This is a genomic window from Pseudomonas sp. Pse79, assembly GCF_024519615.1.
Classification (GTDB): Bacteria; Pseudomonadota; Gammaproteobacteria; order Pseudomonadales; family Pseudomonadaceae; genus Aquipseudomonas; species Aquipseudomonas veronii.
In genome coordinates this window covers 61,110-77,292 of record NZ_JALJRR010000017.1, presented here as the reverse complement: position 1 = coordinate 77,292, position 16,183 = coordinate 61,110, and the positions used below count along the sequence as shown (strand labels likewise).

The 16,183-nt window shown below is 61.0% G+C and carries 16 protein-coding genes; 11 read left to right on the top strand and 5 right to left on the bottom strand.

The genetic code is table 11. The annotated features are described in order from the left end of the window. Positions 1-63: 63 nt before the first annotated feature. Entirely contained in the window at positions 64-564 is a 501-nt protein-coding gene (gene tpx / locus NR164_RS20865) for a thiol peroxidase (protein WP_017848435.1), read from the bottom strand. 170 nt (positions 565-734) lie between these two features. On the opposite strand from tpx, the gene NR164_RS20860 reads away from it, so the two are divergent. After that, positions 735-2,024 (top strand): glycosyltransferase, encoded by a 1,290-nt coding sequence (locus NR164_RS20860; RefSeq protein WP_256823212.1) that lies wholly within the window; start codon positions 735-737, stop codon positions 2,022-2,024. A gap of 76 nt (positions 2,025-2,100) precedes the next feature. On the opposite strand, the gene NR164_RS20855 is transcribed toward NR164_RS20860, so the two are convergent. Continuing rightward, positions 2,101-2,613, bottom strand: coding sequence for a GNAT family N-acetyltransferase (locus NR164_RS20855; RefSeq protein ID WP_046385261.1), 513 nt, complete (start codon positions 2,611-2,613; stop codon positions 2,101-2,103). Between the two features lie 245 nt (positions 2,614-2,858). On the opposite strand from NR164_RS20855, the gene NR164_RS20850 reads away from it, so the two are divergent. The 8 genes from NR164_RS20850 (at position 2,859) to NR164_RS20815 (ending at position 12,349) form a co-directional block, all read left to right on the top strand. Beyond that, positions 2,859-3,764, top strand: coding sequence for an AraC family transcriptional regulator (locus NR164_RS20850; protein ID WP_017848432.1), 906 nt, complete (start codon positions 2,859-2,861; stop codon positions 3,762-3,764). 178 nt (positions 3,765-3,942) lie between these two features. Further along, on the top strand, positions 3,943-5,265 hold the full coding sequence (locus NR164_RS20845; protein WP_046383192.1) for a sugar ABC transporter substrate-binding protein: 1,323 nt from the start codon (positions 3,943-3,945) through the stop codon (positions 5,263-5,265). A 134-nt stretch (positions 5,266-5,399) separates the two neighbouring features. Then, the gene (locus tag NR164_RS20840; protein WP_046385260.1) at positions 5,400-6,290 is read left to right on the top strand and encodes a carbohydrate ABC transporter permease; all 891 of its coding nucleotides are present in this window, start codon (positions 5,400-5,402) and stop codon (positions 6,288-6,290) included. Positions 6,291-6,300: 10 nt separating this feature from the next. Next, positions 6,301-7,131, top strand: coding sequence for a carbohydrate ABC transporter permease (locus tag NR164_RS20835; protein ID WP_012723930.1), 831 nt, complete (start codon positions 6,301-6,303; stop codon positions 7,129-7,131). Between the two features lie 46 nt (positions 7,132-7,177). Then, complete coding sequence (locus NR164_RS20830) at positions 7,178-8,281, top strand: ABC transporter ATP-binding protein (protein ID WP_046383191.1); 1,104 nt, start codon at positions 7,178-7,180, stop codon at positions 8,279-8,281. A gap of 16 nt (positions 8,282-8,297) precedes the next feature. After that, positions 8,298-9,779, top strand: coding sequence for a mannitol dehydrogenase family protein (locus tag NR164_RS20825; protein WP_079443656.1), 1,482 nt, complete (start codon positions 8,298-8,300; stop codon positions 9,777-9,779). A gap of 137 nt (positions 9,780-9,916) precedes the next feature. Beyond that, entirely contained in the window at positions 9,917-11,398 is a 1,482-nt protein-coding gene (gene xylB / locus NR164_RS20820; protein ID WP_046383189.1) for a xylulokinase, read from the top strand. 12 nt (positions 11,399-11,410) lie between these two features. Beyond that, a complete protein-coding gene (locus tag NR164_RS20815; protein WP_046383188.1) occupies positions 11,411-12,349 on the top strand; it encodes a carbohydrate kinase in 939 nt (312 codons plus the stop codon). 105 nt (positions 12,350-12,454) lie between these two features. Here NR164_RS20815 and NR164_RS20810 read toward each other — a convergent pair whose 3' ends face one another. After that, entirely contained in the window at positions 12,455-12,724 is a 270-nt protein-coding gene (locus tag NR164_RS20810; RefSeq protein ID WP_017848424.1) for a DUF1652 domain-containing protein, read from the bottom strand. A 245-nt stretch (positions 12,725-12,969) separates the two neighbouring features. Further along, positions 12,970-13,992, bottom strand: a complete 1,023-nt coding sequence (ilvA, locus tag NR164_RS20805; protein ID WP_079443655.1) for a threonine ammonia-lyase, biosynthetic — start codon at positions 13,990-13,992, stop codon at positions 12,970-12,972. Positions 13,993-14,264: 272 nt separating this feature from the next. On the opposite strand from ilvA, the gene NR164_RS20800 reads away from it, so the two are divergent. Together NR164_RS20800 and map are read left to right on the top strand one after the other, a co-directional pair. Further along, positions 14,265-14,465, top strand: a complete 201-nt coding sequence (locus NR164_RS20800) for a ParD-like family protein (RefSeq protein ID WP_003190946.1) — start codon at positions 14,265-14,267, stop codon at positions 14,463-14,465. Continuing rightward, positions 14,465-15,220 (top strand): type I methionyl aminopeptidase, encoded by a 756-nt coding sequence (map, locus tag NR164_RS20795; protein ID WP_256823211.1) that lies wholly within the window; start codon positions 14,465-14,467, stop codon positions 15,218-15,220. The genes NR164_RS20800 and map overlap by 1 nt, the downstream gene beginning before the upstream one ends. Before the next feature lie 24 nt (positions 15,221-15,244). Here map and NR164_RS20790 read toward each other — a convergent pair whose 3' ends face one another. Continuing rightward, positions 15,245-16,183 (bottom strand): magnesium transporter CorA family protein, encoded by a 939-nt coding sequence (locus NR164_RS20790; RefSeq protein ID WP_046383186.1) that lies wholly within the window; start codon positions 16,181-16,183, stop codon positions 15,245-15,247.

The following is a 16,183-nucleotide window of genomic DNA, read 5'->3' as shown; positions in this document are numbered from 1 at the left end:
GGCCAGGCCGCAATTATGTACCGCGCAGTGTTACTGCATAACGACAGTAATGCGCAGAAACAGTTACTTCAAAACAGCCAGGGCTGCTTCGTAGTTTGGCTCTTGGCCGATTTCAGGGACCAGTTCGCTGTGCAGCACATTGTCGTTTTCATCCAGCACAACGACGGCACGGGCGGTCAGAGCCCGGAGCGGGCCGTCAGCAATCGAAACGCCGTAGTCAACGGCGAAATCAGCGTTGCGGAAGTCCGACAGGCTCTGCACGTTGTCCAGGCCTTCGGTGCCGCAAAAACGCTTCTGGGCAAACGGCAGGTCAGAGGAGATGCACAGCACCACGGTGTTGGCCACTTTGTCGGCCTGGGCGTTGAACGTGCGTACCGACGTGGCACAGGTCGGGGTGTCGACGCTTGGGAAGATGTTCAGCACTTTGCGCTTGCCGGCGAAGGTGGCCAGGGTCACGTCCGACAGATCGCCGGCGGTCAGGGTGAAGTCTGGCGCCTTGGAGCCGGTTTGCGGCAGTTCGCCTTCAACTTGGACGGGGTTACCACGAAGGGTGACTTGAGCCATGAACGGAATCCTTATGCTGGGTTTGGTTAAACGAATTCGAGAGGCGGAAGTTAACCACAAAGTGCCGTGGCGACCTACCGCCAGACACAAATTGTCATGTCTCGCCGGGCACGCGGGCGGTTGTGGTTTAATTGCGCGGTTTTCGTCCCCGCTCAAGGAATCTGTTGTTGATGAATCAGCCCGCCACCAAAGTCCTGGTCATTGGTTATGTCTGGCCGGAACCGCGCTCCTCGGCTGCCGGCGGGCATATGATGCAGATTCTCGAAACTTTTCTTACACAAGGTTGGGATATTACCTTCAGCAGCCCAGCGACCATCGGCGAGCACAAAGCCGACCTGCCGGCACTCGGTATCACCGAGTGCGCCATCGAACTCAATAACAGCAGTTTCGACGACTTTATCCGCGAACTGGCCCCGGACATCGTGCTGTTCGACCGCTTCATGATGGAAGAACAGTTCGGCTGGCGCGTCGAGAAGCACTGCCCCGCAGCGTTGCGGGTGCTGGAAACCTCCGACCTGCAAAGCCTGCGCGACGCACGCCAGCAGCGGCTCAAGGACGACCTCAAGGCGCAACCGGGCAACGATGACTTCAGCGCCTTGTTCGCACCGGGCCTGGAAGACGAGTTCCAGCGCATGGCCGACACCGACCTGACCAAGCGCGAGATCGCGGCCATCTATCGCTGCGACATCAGCCTGATGATCTCCGACGTGGAAATCCGCCTGCTCACCGAGCACTTCAAGGTGCCCGCCGCCCTGCTCCACTGGTGCCCATTGATGCTCGAGCCGCCAACCGAAGCATTCGCCCCCTTCGACGAGCGCGCGCACTTCCTCAGCATCGGCAACTTCCGTCACGCGCCGAACTGGGATGCCGTGCTCTGGATGAAGAACAGTGTGTGGCCGTTGATCCGCCAGCAACTACCAGGTGCCCAGTTGCATATCTATGGTGCCTACACCCCGCCCAAGGCGACGGCCCTACACAACGCGGCCCAGGGGTTTCATGTGATGAACTGGGCCGAGGATGCCCTGCAAGTGATGACAGCGGCGCGCATCTGCCTGGCCCCGTTGCGCTTCGGTGCGGGGATCAAGGGCAAGCTGGTGGATGCCATGCTCTGCGGCACGCCGAATATCACCACACCGGTCGGCGCCGAAGCCATGGGCGACGAGCAACCGTGGCCGGGGGCAATCGCCCACAGCGCCATGGCGTTGGCCGATGCCGCCGTGAGCCTTTACCAAGACCGCGAACGCTGGACCCAGGCCCAGGAGCACGGGCGCCAACTCCTGGCCCGCCGGTATGACCAAAACATCCACGGCCCCGCGTTGGTGGAATGCCTGGAGCAGTGCCGCAACGACCTCGCCGCCCACCGCCGAAATAATTTCACCGGCGGCATGCTGCGCCACCATGCCCACAAAAGTACGCAATACATGTCGCAGTGGATCGAGGCAAAAAACCGTAACCTTTAGTGCATCAGGAAGCGTGAATATCGTAACTTCGACGTGCCGCCGCTGCGCGGCACGCCACTCGGGGCAGCCCTAAACCTTAACGGCCCCAAACATACCTCACCTCATCCAGCGACACGCCACCACGGACCAGCGTGCGACGGCTGCCAGGCTCTTCTCTTCCGCCGAGCCCCTGATAAAAGCGAACAGCTCTTTCGTTTGCAGATAAAACCCATAAGGTAATATTTTTATAACCTTGATCAAACAAACGGTTTAAACCTGACTCCCACAATTTGGCACCGATTCCTTTACCCCAATACTCTGCCAAAATATAGATAGCCATGACCTCTCCCGACTCCGCTGCGGGCTTGTCTTCATCACGGCAACGGCCCACTGAAATCCAACCGACAACGTTTCCATCCACCTCTGAAACTAAAACGTCAGAGTCTTTGCTTTCGATTGCCTGAGCCCAATAAGCCTCCCTTTTTGGCAATGTCGCAGTCAGCGAGGCCAAAAAATCAGCCGGCATCAGATTCGCATAAGCGTGTTGCCAGCTACTGACATGAACATCAGCAATGCTCTTCGCGTCCTTGGGCAGTGCATCACGAATCATAACCAACTCCTTGTTCGTGTTCTGTTTCAGATAAAACGCTTCTTTGCTCCTAGCGACCATGCCCTCTCGATTAGCACGACGCCTGCTCGTAAACGCTTTTGTTAATAGCACAGGCCAGTGAAATATATTAAGTCGCCGATAACCCAAAACGGCCTTCAGGGATGCTCCAACCAACTTGCCGCTGGCAGCGACAGCACACAAGGGGGCATTATTGCGAAGCACAACCACAATAAAGCGACGGCAGCATGACCCGAGCAACGCGAATCACCGACCCTTCCTACGAGCTGATGGACGATCACAACGGTCTGTCCATCATCTATCGCCAGCACGGTTTCCCTTGCCCGTTGGTGCGCTGGCATTTCCATAAGGAATACGAGTTGCACCTGATCGTCGCCAGTTCCGGCAAGGTGTTCATCGGCGACTACATCGGCAACTTCTACCCGGAAAGCCTGTTCCTTACCGGCCCCAACCTGCCTCACAACTGGATCAGCCAGGTCGAGGAAGACGAAGTGGTGCCCAAGCGCGACATGCTGGTGAATTTCACCGATGAGCTGCTTGAGAACGGCAGTCACATTTTTACTGAGCTCAAGACCCTCGCGCCGCTACTGGAGCGGGCGCAGTCCGGCATCGAGTTTCGCTGCAAGAAGACCATCGCCCAGGCCATGACGCTCATGCAACGCATCGAGGACGCCCAGGGCATGGCGCGCCTGGGGCACTTCTTTATCCTGCTGGACGTGTTGAGCGCGTGTGAGGATTACCAACTGCTGTCCGGCGTGACCACGCCGCAACTGGCCGACGAACACAGCATCGACCGCACCAACCGGGCGGTGGACTACATCTTTGCGCATTACGCACGGGAGTTGTCACTGGAGGAAGTGGCCGACTACCTGGGGATGAAACCGACGTATTTCTCGCGGGTGTTCAAGCAGGCCACCGGGCGCACGTTTATCGAATTCGTCAATCGCCTGCGCATCAGCAAGTCCTGCGAACTGCTGGCCGATGGCGACAAGGCCGTCACCGATGTGTGCTTCGAGTCGGGGTTCAACAACATTTCCAACTTCAATCGCCGCTTCCAGCAACTTAAAGGCATGACGCCTTCCCACTACCGGCGCCTGGCGGTGCAGCGGCTCACCGAACAGAACCTGGCTTAATCGTTTCGGCTTTTGGTGAGCGAGTACAAAAAAGTATCAGTCCCAGTGCGCCCAAGGATTTGTCACACCCCCCATTTGAGGGCTGTAATCAACGCACACTCTTCCTGGCTCCGCGTGGGAAGACACAACAACAATAACTGTCCTTCTGCAGCCCCTGGGCGCAGAAAAGGAGTGCGCGATGAAGTTCACAGCAAAAACACTGCTTGCCTGTTCTTGCATGACGGCATGCATGACCCTCAGCGCCGTCAGCCTTGGCGCGCAAACCCTGACCATTGCCACCGTCAACAACAGCGACATGATCCGCATGCAAAAGCTCTCGAAGACCTTCGAGGCCGAGCACCCGGACATCAAGTTGAATTGGGTGGTGCTCGAAGAAAACGTCCTGCGCCAACGCTTGACCACCGACATCGCCACCCAGGGCGGGCAGTTCGACGTGTTGACCATCGGCATGTACGAAGCCGCACTCTGGGGCGCCAAGGGCTGGCTGGAACCGATGAAGGACCTACCGGCGTCCTACGACCTCGACGATGTGTTCCCTTCCGTGCGTGACGGTTTGTCCGTCAAGGGTTCGCTGTACGCCCTACCGTTCTATGCCGAAAGTTCGATCACCTATTACCGCACCGACCTGTTCAAGGACGCGGGGCTGAGCATGCCCGAGCATCCGACCTGGACGCAGATCGGTGAATACGCGGCAAAGCTCACCGACAAAACCAAAGAACAATACGGCCTGTGCCTGCGTGGCAAAGCCGGTTGGGGTGAAAACATGGCGCTGATCACCACCCTGGCCAACGGCTATGGCGCGCGCTGGTTCGACGAAAAATGGCAGCCTGAATTCAATGGCCCCGAATGGAAGGACGCGCTGAACTTCTACGTCGACAACATGAAGAAATCCGGCCCGCCGGGCGCTTCGAGCAACGGTTTCAACGAAAACCTCGCCCTGTTCAACAGCGGCAAGTGCGCGATCTGGGTCGACGCCAGCGTGGCCGGCTCGTTCGTCACCGACAAGACCCAAAGCAAGGTGGCGGACCATGTCGGCTTCACCTTCGCCCCCCACGAGAAGACCGACAAAGGCACCTCGTGGCTGTACTCCTGGAGCCTGGCGATCCCGACCAGCTCCAAAGCCAAGGACGCCGCCAAGCTGTTCACCAGTTGGGCGACTTCCAAGGAATACGGCGCCCTGGTTGCCAAGACCGACGGCATCGCCAACGTCCCACCAGGGACGCGCAAGTCGACCTACAGCGACGCGTACATGCAGGCCGCGCCGTTCGCCAAGGTCACCCTAGAATCGCTGAAAGTCGCCGACCCGACCCAACCGACGCTCAAGCCGGTGCCGTATATCGGTATCCAACTGGTGACCATTCCTGAGTTCCAGGCGATCGGTACCCAGGTCGGCAAGTTCTTCTCGGGTGCGCTGACCGGTCAGCAAACCGTGGATCAAGCCTTGAGCGCCGCGCAGACCACCACCGAGCGTGAAATGAAGCGGGCCGGTTATCCCAAGTAACCCCCGATTCTGTAGGAGCGAGCTTGCTCGCGAAGGTATTTCAGGCGCATGTCGGCGTCGGATGTACCTTTTTCGCGAGCAAGCTCGCTCCTACAGGAGTTTTGCGCACCTGCCTCTAATCGGTCTTGATCACCATGAATACAACACGCAAAAGCCGCCTGGCCAACCCCGGCTGGTTTCTCGTCAGCCCCTCGGTAGCCTTGTTGCTACTGTGGATGATCGTGCCGCTGGGCATGACCCTGTACTTTTCGCTGATCCGCTACAACCTGCTCTACCCCGGCGAAAACCAGTTCGTGGGGCTGGAGAACTTCACCTACTTCATCACCGATTCGGGCTTCCTGCCCGGCGCCACCAATACCCTGTTGCTGGTGGGCAGCGTGCTGCTGATCAGCGTGGTGTTCGGCGTATTGATCAGCGCCCTGCTGGAGGCCAGTGAGTTCTTCGGCCGCGGCCTGGTGCGGGTGTTGTTGATCTCGCCGTTCTTCATCATGCCCACCGTCGGTGCGCTGATCTGGAAGAACCTGATTTTCCACCCGGTGTCGGGGATTCTCGCCGCCGTGTGGAAGCTGTTCGGCGCGCAGCCGGTGGATTGGCTGGCGCATTACCCACTGCTGTCGATCATCATCATCGTCTCGTGGCAATGGCTGCCCTTCGCGATCCTGCTGCTGATGACCGCCATGCAGTCCCTCGACCAGGAACAAAAGGAAGCCGCACGCCTGGACGGCGCCGGCGCCATCGCGATCTTCTGGCACCTGACCCTACCGCACCTGGCGCGGCCGATTGCCGTGGTGGTGATGATCGAAACGATCTTCCTGCTCTCGGTGTTCGCCGAAATCTTCACCACCACCAACGGCGGCCCCGGCTACGCCTCGACCAACCTCGCCTACCTGATCTACAACCAGGCGCTGGTGCAGTTCGACGTGGGCATGGCCTCGGCCGGCGGCTTGATTGCCGTGGTCATCGCCAACATCGCGGCGATCATCCTGGTGCGGATGATCGGCAAAAACCTGACTGACAAGCCTTGAGGGCCGCGCCATGACGCTTCAACAATCCCGCCGCCTGCAAAGCCTGCTGCTCGGCACCCTGGCCTGGGCCATCGCGATCCTGATCTTCTTCCCGATCTTCTGGATGGTGCTGACCAGCTTCAAGACCGAGATCGACGCGTTCGCCACGCCGCCGCAGTTCATCTTCACGCCGACGCTGGAGAACTACCTGCACATCAACGAACGCAGCAACTACTTCAGCTACGCGTGGAACTCGGTGCTGATTTCGTTCAGCGCCACCGCCTTGTGCCTGCTGATCTCGGTGCCGGCGGCCTACTCCATGGCGTTCTACGAGACCCAACGCACCAAGGGCACCCTGCTGTGGATGCTGTCGACCAAGATGCTGCCACCGGTGGGCGTGCTGATGCCGATCTACCTACTGGCCAAGAGCTTTGGCCTGCTGGATACGCGTATCGCGCTGATCATCATCTACACCCTGATCAACCTGCCGATCGTGGTGTGGATGGTTTACACCTACTTCAAGGACATCCCCAAAGACATCCTCGAAGCCGCCCGCCTGGACGGCGCCACCCTGTGGCAGGAGATGGTCCGCGTGCTGCTGCCGATCGCCAAGGGCGGGCTGGCGTCCACGGTGCTGCTGTCGCTGATCCTGTGCTGGAACGAGGCGTTCTGGTCGCTGAACCTGACCTCGTCGACTGCCGCGCCGCTGACCGCGCTGATCGCCTCCTACTCCAGCCCCGAAGGCTTGTTCTGGGCCAAATTGTCGGCCGTGTCGACCCTGGCCTGCGCGCCGATCCTGATTTTTGGCTGGATCAGCCAGAAACAGCTGGTGCGCGGGTTGTCCTTCGGCGCCGTGAAATAACGGCTTCTCTCTAACAAAAACGAATTCAGAAGCGGAGGCCCATCCCATGGCCAACCTGAAAATCAAGAATCTGCAAAAAGGCTTCGAAGGCTTTTCCATCATCAAGGGCATCGACCTGGAAGTGAACGACAAGGAGTTCGTGGTCTTCGTCGGCCCGTCGGGTTGCGGTAAATCCACGCTGCTGCGGCTGATCGCCGGCCTGGAAGAAGTCAGCGAAGGCACCATTGAGCTCGATGGCCGCGACATCACCGAAGTCACCCCGGCCAAGCGCGACCTGGCGATGGTGTTCCAGACCTACGCGCTGTACCCGCACATGAGCGTGCGCAAGAACATGTCGTTTGCCCTCGACCTGGCCGGCGTCGACAAAAAGCTGGTAGAGAGCAAAGTCAGCGAAGCGGCGCGCATCCTCGAACTGGGCCCACTGCTGGAGCGCAAGCCCAAGCAGCTGTCCGGCGGCCAACGCCAGCGCGTGGCGATCGGCCGGGCGATTGTGCGCAACCCGAAGATCTTCCTGTTCGACGAACCGCTGTCCAACCTCGACGCCGCGCTGCGCGTGCAGATGCGCCTGGAACTGGCGCGCCTGCATAAAGAACTGCAAGCGACCATGATCTATGTGACCCACGATCAGGTCGAAGCCATGACCCTGGCCGACAAAGTGGTGGTGCTCAACAGCGGCCGCATCGAGCAGGTCGGCTCGCCACTGGAGCTGTATCACCAGCCGGCCAACCTGTTTGTCGCGGGCTTTCTCGGCACGCCGAAAATGGGCTTCCTCAAGGGCAAGGTCACGCGGGTCGAGGGCCAGGGCTGCGACGTGCAACTGGACGCCGGCAGCCTGATCAGCCTGCCGCTGAGCGGCGCCACCTTGAGCGTGGGCAGCGCGGTGACCCTGGGCATTCGCCCGGAACACCTGGAGATCGCCGCACCGGGCCAGGCCGGCCTGACCGTCACCGCCGACGTCGGCGAGCGCCTGGGCAGCGACACCTTCTGCCACGTCATCACCGCCAACGGCGAGCCGCTGACCATGCGGATTCGCGGCGACATGGCCAGCCAGTATGGCGAGACGCTGCACCTGCACCTGGACCCGGCGCACTGCCATCTGTTCGACACCGACGGCGTGGCCGTCACCCGACCACTGCGCGCCGCCGCCTGATTCCGCGAGAGTTATGATGAAACTGAATAAACACAACCTCACCCAATTGGCGCCGGAAGTGAAAATCCCGACCTACGCCATTGCCGATACCCGCCAGGGCATCGCCCATATCGGCGTCGGCGGTTTCCACCGCGCGCACCAGGCGTATTACACCGATGCGCTGATGAATACCGGCGAGGGCCTGGACTGGAGCATTTGCGGCATCGGCCTGCGCAGCGAGGACCGCAAGGCCCGCGACGACCTGGCCGGCCAGGACTACCTGTTCACCCTGTATGAACTGGGCGACAGCGACGACACCGAAGTGCGCGTGATCGGCTCGATCAGCGACATGCTGCTGGCCGAGGACGGCGCCCAGGGGCTGATCGACAAACTGGCCAGCCCGCACATCCGCATCGTCTCGCTGACCATCACCGAAGGCGGCTACTGCATCGACGACAGCAATGGCGAGTTCATGGCCCACCTGCCGCAGATCCAGCACGACCTGGCACACCCGCAGGCACCGAAAACCGTGTTCGGCTTTATCTGCGCCGCACTGACCCAACGTCGCGCCGCCGGCACCCCGGCGTTTACCGTGATGTCCTGCGATAACCTGCCGCACAACGGCGCCGTCACGCGCAAGGCCCTGCTGGCCTTCGCCGCCCTGCACGACGCCGAACTGCATGACTGGATCCAGGCCAACGTGACGTTCCCCAACGCCATGGTCGACCGCATCACGCCGATGACCAGTACCGCGCATCGCCTGCAATTGCACGATGAGCACGGCATCGACGATGCCTGGCCGGTGGTGTGCGAGCCGTTTGTGCAATGGGTGCTGGAAGACCGCTTCGTCAACGGCCGCCCGGCCTGGGAAAAAGTCGGCGTGCAGTTCACCGATGACGTCACGCCCTATGAAGAAATGAAGATCGGCCTGCTCAACGGCAGCCACCTGGCCCTGACTTACCTGGGGTTTCTCAAGGGGTATCGGTTCGTTCACGAGACCATGAATGACCCGTTGTTCGTCGCGTACATGCGCGCCTACATGGACCTGGACGTCACGCCGAACCTGGCGCCGGTGCCGGGCATCGACCTCACGCAGTACAAGCAGACCCTGGTCGATCGCTTCTCCAACCAGGCGATTGCCGACCAGTTGGAGCGCGTGTGTTCCGATGGCTCGTCGAAGTTTCCCAAGTTCACCGTGCCAACGATCAACCGCCTGATAGCCGATGGGCGCGAGACCGAGCGCGCAGCGTTGGTGGTGGCCGCGTGGGCGTTGTACCTCAAGGGTGTCGACGAGACTGGCGCGGTCTACAAAATTCCCGACCCGCGTGCCGAGTTTTGCCAGGGCCTGGTGAGTGACGATGCGCGGATCAGTCAGCGCCTGCTCGGCGTGGAGGAGATTTTCGGCACAGCTATTCCCAAGTCGGCTGAGTTTGTGGCAGCGTTCGAGCGGTGCTATGCGAGCCTGCGCGACAACGGCGTCACAAAAACACTGCAGCAACTCCTGAAGAAACCGGTTTAAACCTGTGGGAGGGGGCTTGCCCCCGATAGCGGTGGGTCAGTAAAGAACATTTACACTGAAACACCGCCATCAGGGGCAAGCCCCCTCCCACATTTGAAGCGCATTTACAATCCAACAACAATGCTGAGCAAACCCTCATGACCCAGCAAAACCTGTTCCTCGGCATCGACTGCGGCACCCAAGGCACCAAAGCCATCGTCCTCGACGCCTCCAGCGGCAAGGTGCTGGGCCTGGGCGCCGCGGCACACACACTGATCAGCGGCGCCAACGGCCGGCGCGAGCAGCACACCCAGGAGTGGCTGGACGCCTTTACCGAAGCCACCCACCGCGCCCTGCAACAGGCCGGCGTGGACGGCCAGGATATCCTCGGCATCGGCGTGTCCGGCCAGCAACACGGCCTGGTGTTGCTCGATGACAGCGGCCAGGTGCTGCGCCCGGCCAAGCTGTGGTGCGACACCGAAACCGCCGCCGAAAACGAGCGCCTGTTGCAATACCTGGGGGGCGAAAGCGCTTCGCTGGAGCGTCTCGGCGTCGCGATCGCGCCGGGTTACACCGTGTCCAAACTGCTGTGGACCCGCGAGCAGCACCCCGAGGTGTTCGCGCGCATCGCGCATATCCTGCTGCCCCACGACTACCTCAACTACTGGCTCACCGGCCGCGCCGTCGCGGAATACGGCGATGCCTCGGGCACCGGCTACTTCAACGTGCGCAGCCGTACCTGGGACGTGGCGCTGCTCCAGCACATCGACCCCAGCGGCCGCCTGCAGGCAGCCTTGCCGACGCTGATCGAAGCCGACCAAGCCGTCGGCACGATCCTGCCGGCCATCGCCGAACGCCTGGGCATCAACCCCGACGCCATCGTGTCCAGCGGCGGCGGCGACAACATGATGGGCGCCATCGGCACCGGCAATATCGCCCCCGGCGTGATCACCATGAGCCTGGGTTCATCGGGCACCGTGTATGCCTTCGCCGACCAGCCCAACGTCAGCCCCCAGGCGTCGGTCGCGACCTTCTGTTCCTCCAGCGGCGGCTGGTTGCCGTTGATCTGCACGATGAACCTGACCAACGCGACCGGGGTGATTCGCGAACTGTTCGACCTCGACCTCGACGCCTTCAACGCCCTGGTCGAGCAGGCGCCGATCGGTGCCGACGGCGTGAGCATGCTGCCGTTCCTCAATGGCGAACGCGTGCCCGCCCTGCCCCACGCCACCGGCAGCCTGCATGGCTTGACCATGACCAACCTGACCCGCGCCAACCTGTGTCGCGCGGTGGTCGAGGGCACCACCTTCGGCTTGCGTTACGGCCTTGATCTGTTGCGCCAGACCGGCCTGCACAGCCAGAGCATCCGCCTGATCGGCGGCGGCTCGAAAAGCCCGGTGTGGCGGCAGATGGTTGCCGATATCATGCACACCGAAGTGATCTGCACCGAACAAAGCGAAGCGGCGGCCCTGGGCGCGGCGATCCAGGCGGCGTGGAGCCAGTCCGGCGAGTCCCTGGCCAGCCTGTGCGAAAAATGCGTGAGCGTCGACCCGGCCAGCCGGACCCTGCCGGTGGCCGACAATGTCAGCGCCTATCAACACGCCTACGAGCGCTATCAGCAGCACGTGGCAACCCTTTAAGAGCGAACGACTATGTATCTGGTGTGCGGTGAAGCGCTGTTTGATTTTTTCAGCGAGGACGATCCCAGCGGGCAAGCCTCCAAACTCAATTACAAGGCGATTGCCGGTGGTTCGCCGTTCAACGTCGCTGTCGGTTTACGCCGGCTCGGCATCGAGGCCGCGCTGTTCGGCGGCGTGTCCACCGACTTCCTCGGGCAGCGCTTGTTGCAGGTGCTCAGGGACGAAGGCGTCAACCCGCAGTTCCTGGTGGAATTCGCCGCGCCGACCACCCTGGCGATGGTCGCCGTGGGCGCCGATGGCTCGCCGCAATACAGCTTTCGCGGCGAAGGCTGCGCCGACCGCCAATTGACGCGCGCACACCTGCCAACCCTGGGCGATGAGGTTCGCGGGCTGCATGTAGGTTCGTTCTCCCTGGTGGTGCAACCGATTGGCGACACCCTGCTGGCCCTGGTCCAGCGCGAAAGCGGCAAGCGCTTGATCAGCCTCGACCCCAACGTGCGGCTCAACCCGCAACCGGATATCCAGCTGTGGCGCGAGCGCGTGGCCGAACTGGTCAAGTACGCCGACCTGATCAAGGTCAGCGACGAAGACCTGCACCTGCTCTACCCCGACCAATCGCCGGAAAGCGTGCTTGAGGGCTGGTTGCAACACCGCTGCCAGTTGGTCTTCCTCACTCGCGGCGGTAACGGCGCCAGCGTGTTCAGCCGCCAGCACGGGCACTGGTCGCAACCGGCGGTGAAGGTGGTGATGGCCGATACCGTGGGTGCCGGGGATACCTTCCAGGCGGCGTTGATTGCCTGGCTGACCGAGCAGCAACTGGATTCGGTCGAGGGCCTGCAGCAACTGACCCGCGCCCAGATCGACGCGATGCTGGGCTTTGCGATCCGTGCGGCCGCCATGACCTGCGGCAAAACGGGCCCGGACCTGCCCTATCGGCAACAGTTGGGGTGAACAAACGATCACAGGCTGCGGCGTTCAGCACGGATTGACGGGTAGCAACAGCATCGGGCCTGGTATTTACCAGGCCCGCAGATCGGTGAAAGCAACGCTCGCTATCTAGTAGTGGCCGCGCCCTGCTGCTCTTTGCAGTGCAGGCCCCTGCGATTGCTTGAGGTCTTCGCGCAACCCGGTGATCAGGTTGCAAATGGCTCGACTGCTGTCGAGTTTGTCAGCATTGATGCCTTTGACTTCCAGATCCACCCGGTCACGGTCGCGATCGTCATAGACCTTGATCGTCAACGAGGCATCTTCAGCTTTGGTGCATTCACACCGTTTAGGCAGGAAACTGCCTTCAATGATACTGCGAAGTTCTAATTCCGAAAGCATGGTCAACCTCTCCTTTCTTGAGACGGCCAATCGATTGTTATAAGTCTTGCAGGCACTCGCCCGCCACGTCCTGCCAACCCTGGAAGACGTTTACAATCAATAAGCCTACTCGGCAAAATCCGTTCTCGTTGTAACCTTTCCTCATAAGCAGTACCCAGTCTTGTATAACTTTGTTCAACTCAAATTCACTCGACGAACATCATCGCCGAACAGCTTCGATTAAACGTTTAACCCTGGGCTTTGCGTTAACCGGCACTGTGTGCTGCGGCTCTTTCAGCAACATGTCGCAAACTATCAAAGTTGATATTGGCCCCTGAGTTGACCGCCACCAGCGTCTGCCCGCGCACGCGGTGTTGCCCCACATAACGGCGAATGCCCGCCACAGCCAAGGCGCCGGACGGCTCGACGATGGAACGCGTATCGTCGTAGATCAGCTTGATGGCGCTGCACAGTTCATCGTTGCTGACCGTGATGACGTCATCCACCCAATCCCGGCAGATCTCAAAGCCATAGGCGCCGATCTGTGCCACCGCCGTGCCATCAGCAAACCCGTCCACACTGGGCAGCACCACGCGTTCACCGGCGCGCAAGGCTGCCAACAGGCAACTCGAGCCTTCGGCTTCGACGCCGACGATGCGTACCTCGGGCCGCAAGTATTTGACGTAGGCGGCGATCCCGCCGATCAGGCCGCCACCGCCCACCGGCACGAAGATCGCGTCCAGCGCGCCCTGCTGCTGGCGCAGGATTTCCATGCCCACCGTGCCTTGGCCGGCGATCACGTCCGGATCGTCGAACGGCGAGACAAACGTACAACCGCAGGCTTCGGCCAGTTGCAACGCGTGGGCCAGGGCAAACGGAAAGCTCTCACCGTGCAGCACCGCTTGCGCCCCTCGCGAGCGCACACCCAGCACCTTCAACTCCGGCGTGCTGCACGGCATGACGATCGTGGCCTTGATCCCCAATTCCCGCGCCGCCAGCGCTACGCCTTGCGCATGGTTGCCGGCCGATGCGGTGATCACGCCGCAGGCCTTCTGCTCGGCGCTGAGTTGCATCAGCTTGTTGTAGGCGCCACGGATCTTGAAGGAAAAGGTCGGTTGCAGATCTTCGCGCTTGAGCAACACCTGGTTGTCGAGCAACAGCGACAGCGCCGGGGCGACCTGCAAGGGGGTTCGCACGGCCAAATCGTAGACCGGCGCGGCGAGGATCTTTTTGACGTAGTGCTCAAGCAGTCCCGAGACAGCGGTAGATGGGACGGGGCAAGTGCTCATGGGAGTCTCCTGGCTTGGGTAAGGGCACCTGGAGACGGAAAAACAAAACCCGCCTCTAGGGCGGGTTTGGGTGCAGCCGAGCGCTATCCCGCCAAATGAGGAATGGCGGTAATAATAATTGGCTGGCAACGCAGGGTTTGAAATGTCATGTCACGAAATTACCCGGCGGTGGCCGGTCAAGTCAATGGCAAGGGGCCATTTCGCTGACGGGGCTTTACGATGGATATACGAAACGTATACGATCCGTGTATTCATCTGACACAGTGAAGCACATGGGCATCGTCAAGATCACCGACCAACTGCATGAACAACTACGCCTGGCCAGTGCGGCCATGGACCGTTCCATCAACGCCCAGGCCGAGTTCTGGATCAAGATCGGCCTGCTCGCCGAACTCAACCCGCATTTGCCCTACAACGAGCTGATCAACAAGCTGTTGCTGGACAAGCCGGACCTGATCCGGGGGCGCAGCTGATGATCAAAACCGCCGCACAACTCGCCGTGATGCGCGAATCCGGGCGCCTGCTGGCCCAGGTGTTCAGCATGCTCGACGGTTTTGTCGCCGCCGGACGCTCCACCCTGGAGCTGGACAGCGCCGTCGAAGCCTTCATCCGCCACGAGCTCAAAGCCCGCCCGGCGAGCCTCGGGCAATACGACTACCCCTTCTCCATCAACACCTCGGTCAACGAAGTGGTGTGCCACGGCATGCCCAGCGCCACGCAAGTCCTCAAGGACGGCGACATCGTCAACATCGACATCACCCTGGAAAAAGGCGGCTTTATCGCCGACTCCAGCAAGATGTACATGATCGGTACCGTCTCGCCGAAGGCACGCCGCCTGGTGGAGATGACCTTCGAGGCGATGTGGGCCGGTATCCGCCAGGTCAAGCCCGGCGCCCGCCTGGGCGACATCGGCCATGCGATCCAGCATCATGCGCAGGCCAATGGTTACAGCGTGGTACGTGAATACTGCGGCCACGGCATCGGCCGGCAGATGCATGAAGACCCCCAGATCCTGCACTTCGGTCGCCCCGGCACCGGGCTGGAGCTGCGCGAAGGCATGGTGTTTACCGTCGAGCCAATGCTGAACCAGGGCAGCGCCAAGGTGCGCAGCCTGAAGGACGGCTGGACGGTGGTGACCAAGGACAACAGCCTGTCGGCCCAGTGGGAACACACCGTGGCGGTGACGGCGGACGGGTTCGAGGTGCTGACCCTGCAAGCCACGTCCTGAGCCGGCCCCCCCAGGGATGGGGGGTCACCTCCCATTCGCGCCGCCTGCAATCCGCTTGAGCCCCAGCACCATCAACCCCGCGCCCAAGCCCATCGCCAACAAAAACAGCGGGTACGACACCCACCACGGCGTACCCGCCGTCATCATGCTGAACTCCGACATGCCGCCAATGCTGGCGATCAGGTTGAGCGGCAGAAACACCACGTTGATCAACGTCAGCTTGCGCAACAGGTTGTTCATGCTGTTGTTCATCAGGTTGCCGCGCGCGTCGATCAGCCCGGAGAACACGTTGGAATAGATCTCGGCCTGTTTGTAGCACTGGTGGTTCTCGATGATCAGGTCGTCGATCAGGCCGAGAATCTCGGCGCTGAAATGCTCCTTCTCGCCGTGGTTGCGCAGCCGCGACAGCACGGCGCCATTGCTGTGCAGCGCGTTGATGTAATAGATCAGGCTTTCGCTGAGGTTGAACATCTGCATCAGATGATGGTTGCTCATGGACGCGTTGAACTGTTGCTGCAGCTCCCGCGCGACCAGCTTGATCACTTTGAGGTGGCCGAGGTAGTGGTGAATGTTGTTGAGCAGCAGGTCGAGCAGCACATCCAGCGGTGTGTGCAATGGGCGACGGGCGCCGAGCCCGGACAGCGGGGTTTCATCGGTGGCGATCACCAACAGCCGGCCAGGTGAAAACAGCAGGCCGCAGGACGACACCTCAAACACCAGGGTGCCCCCGCCGGAGTAGTTCTCCGGGCGCTTCCAGATCAGAAACAGATTGTCGGGGTGAAATTCGATGCGCGAGACTTCATCCGGGTCGAGCGCCGAGGCCAGGGCATGCTCGTCCAGTTTGTGGTGCTCAAGCAGCCAGTTGCGCTCGGCATGGTCAGGGTTGCTGAACAACATGATCGGGGCCTCGTCACTGTCCCCGCTGCGCAACTTTCCATCGATCAATTCAAAGCGCTGGATCAT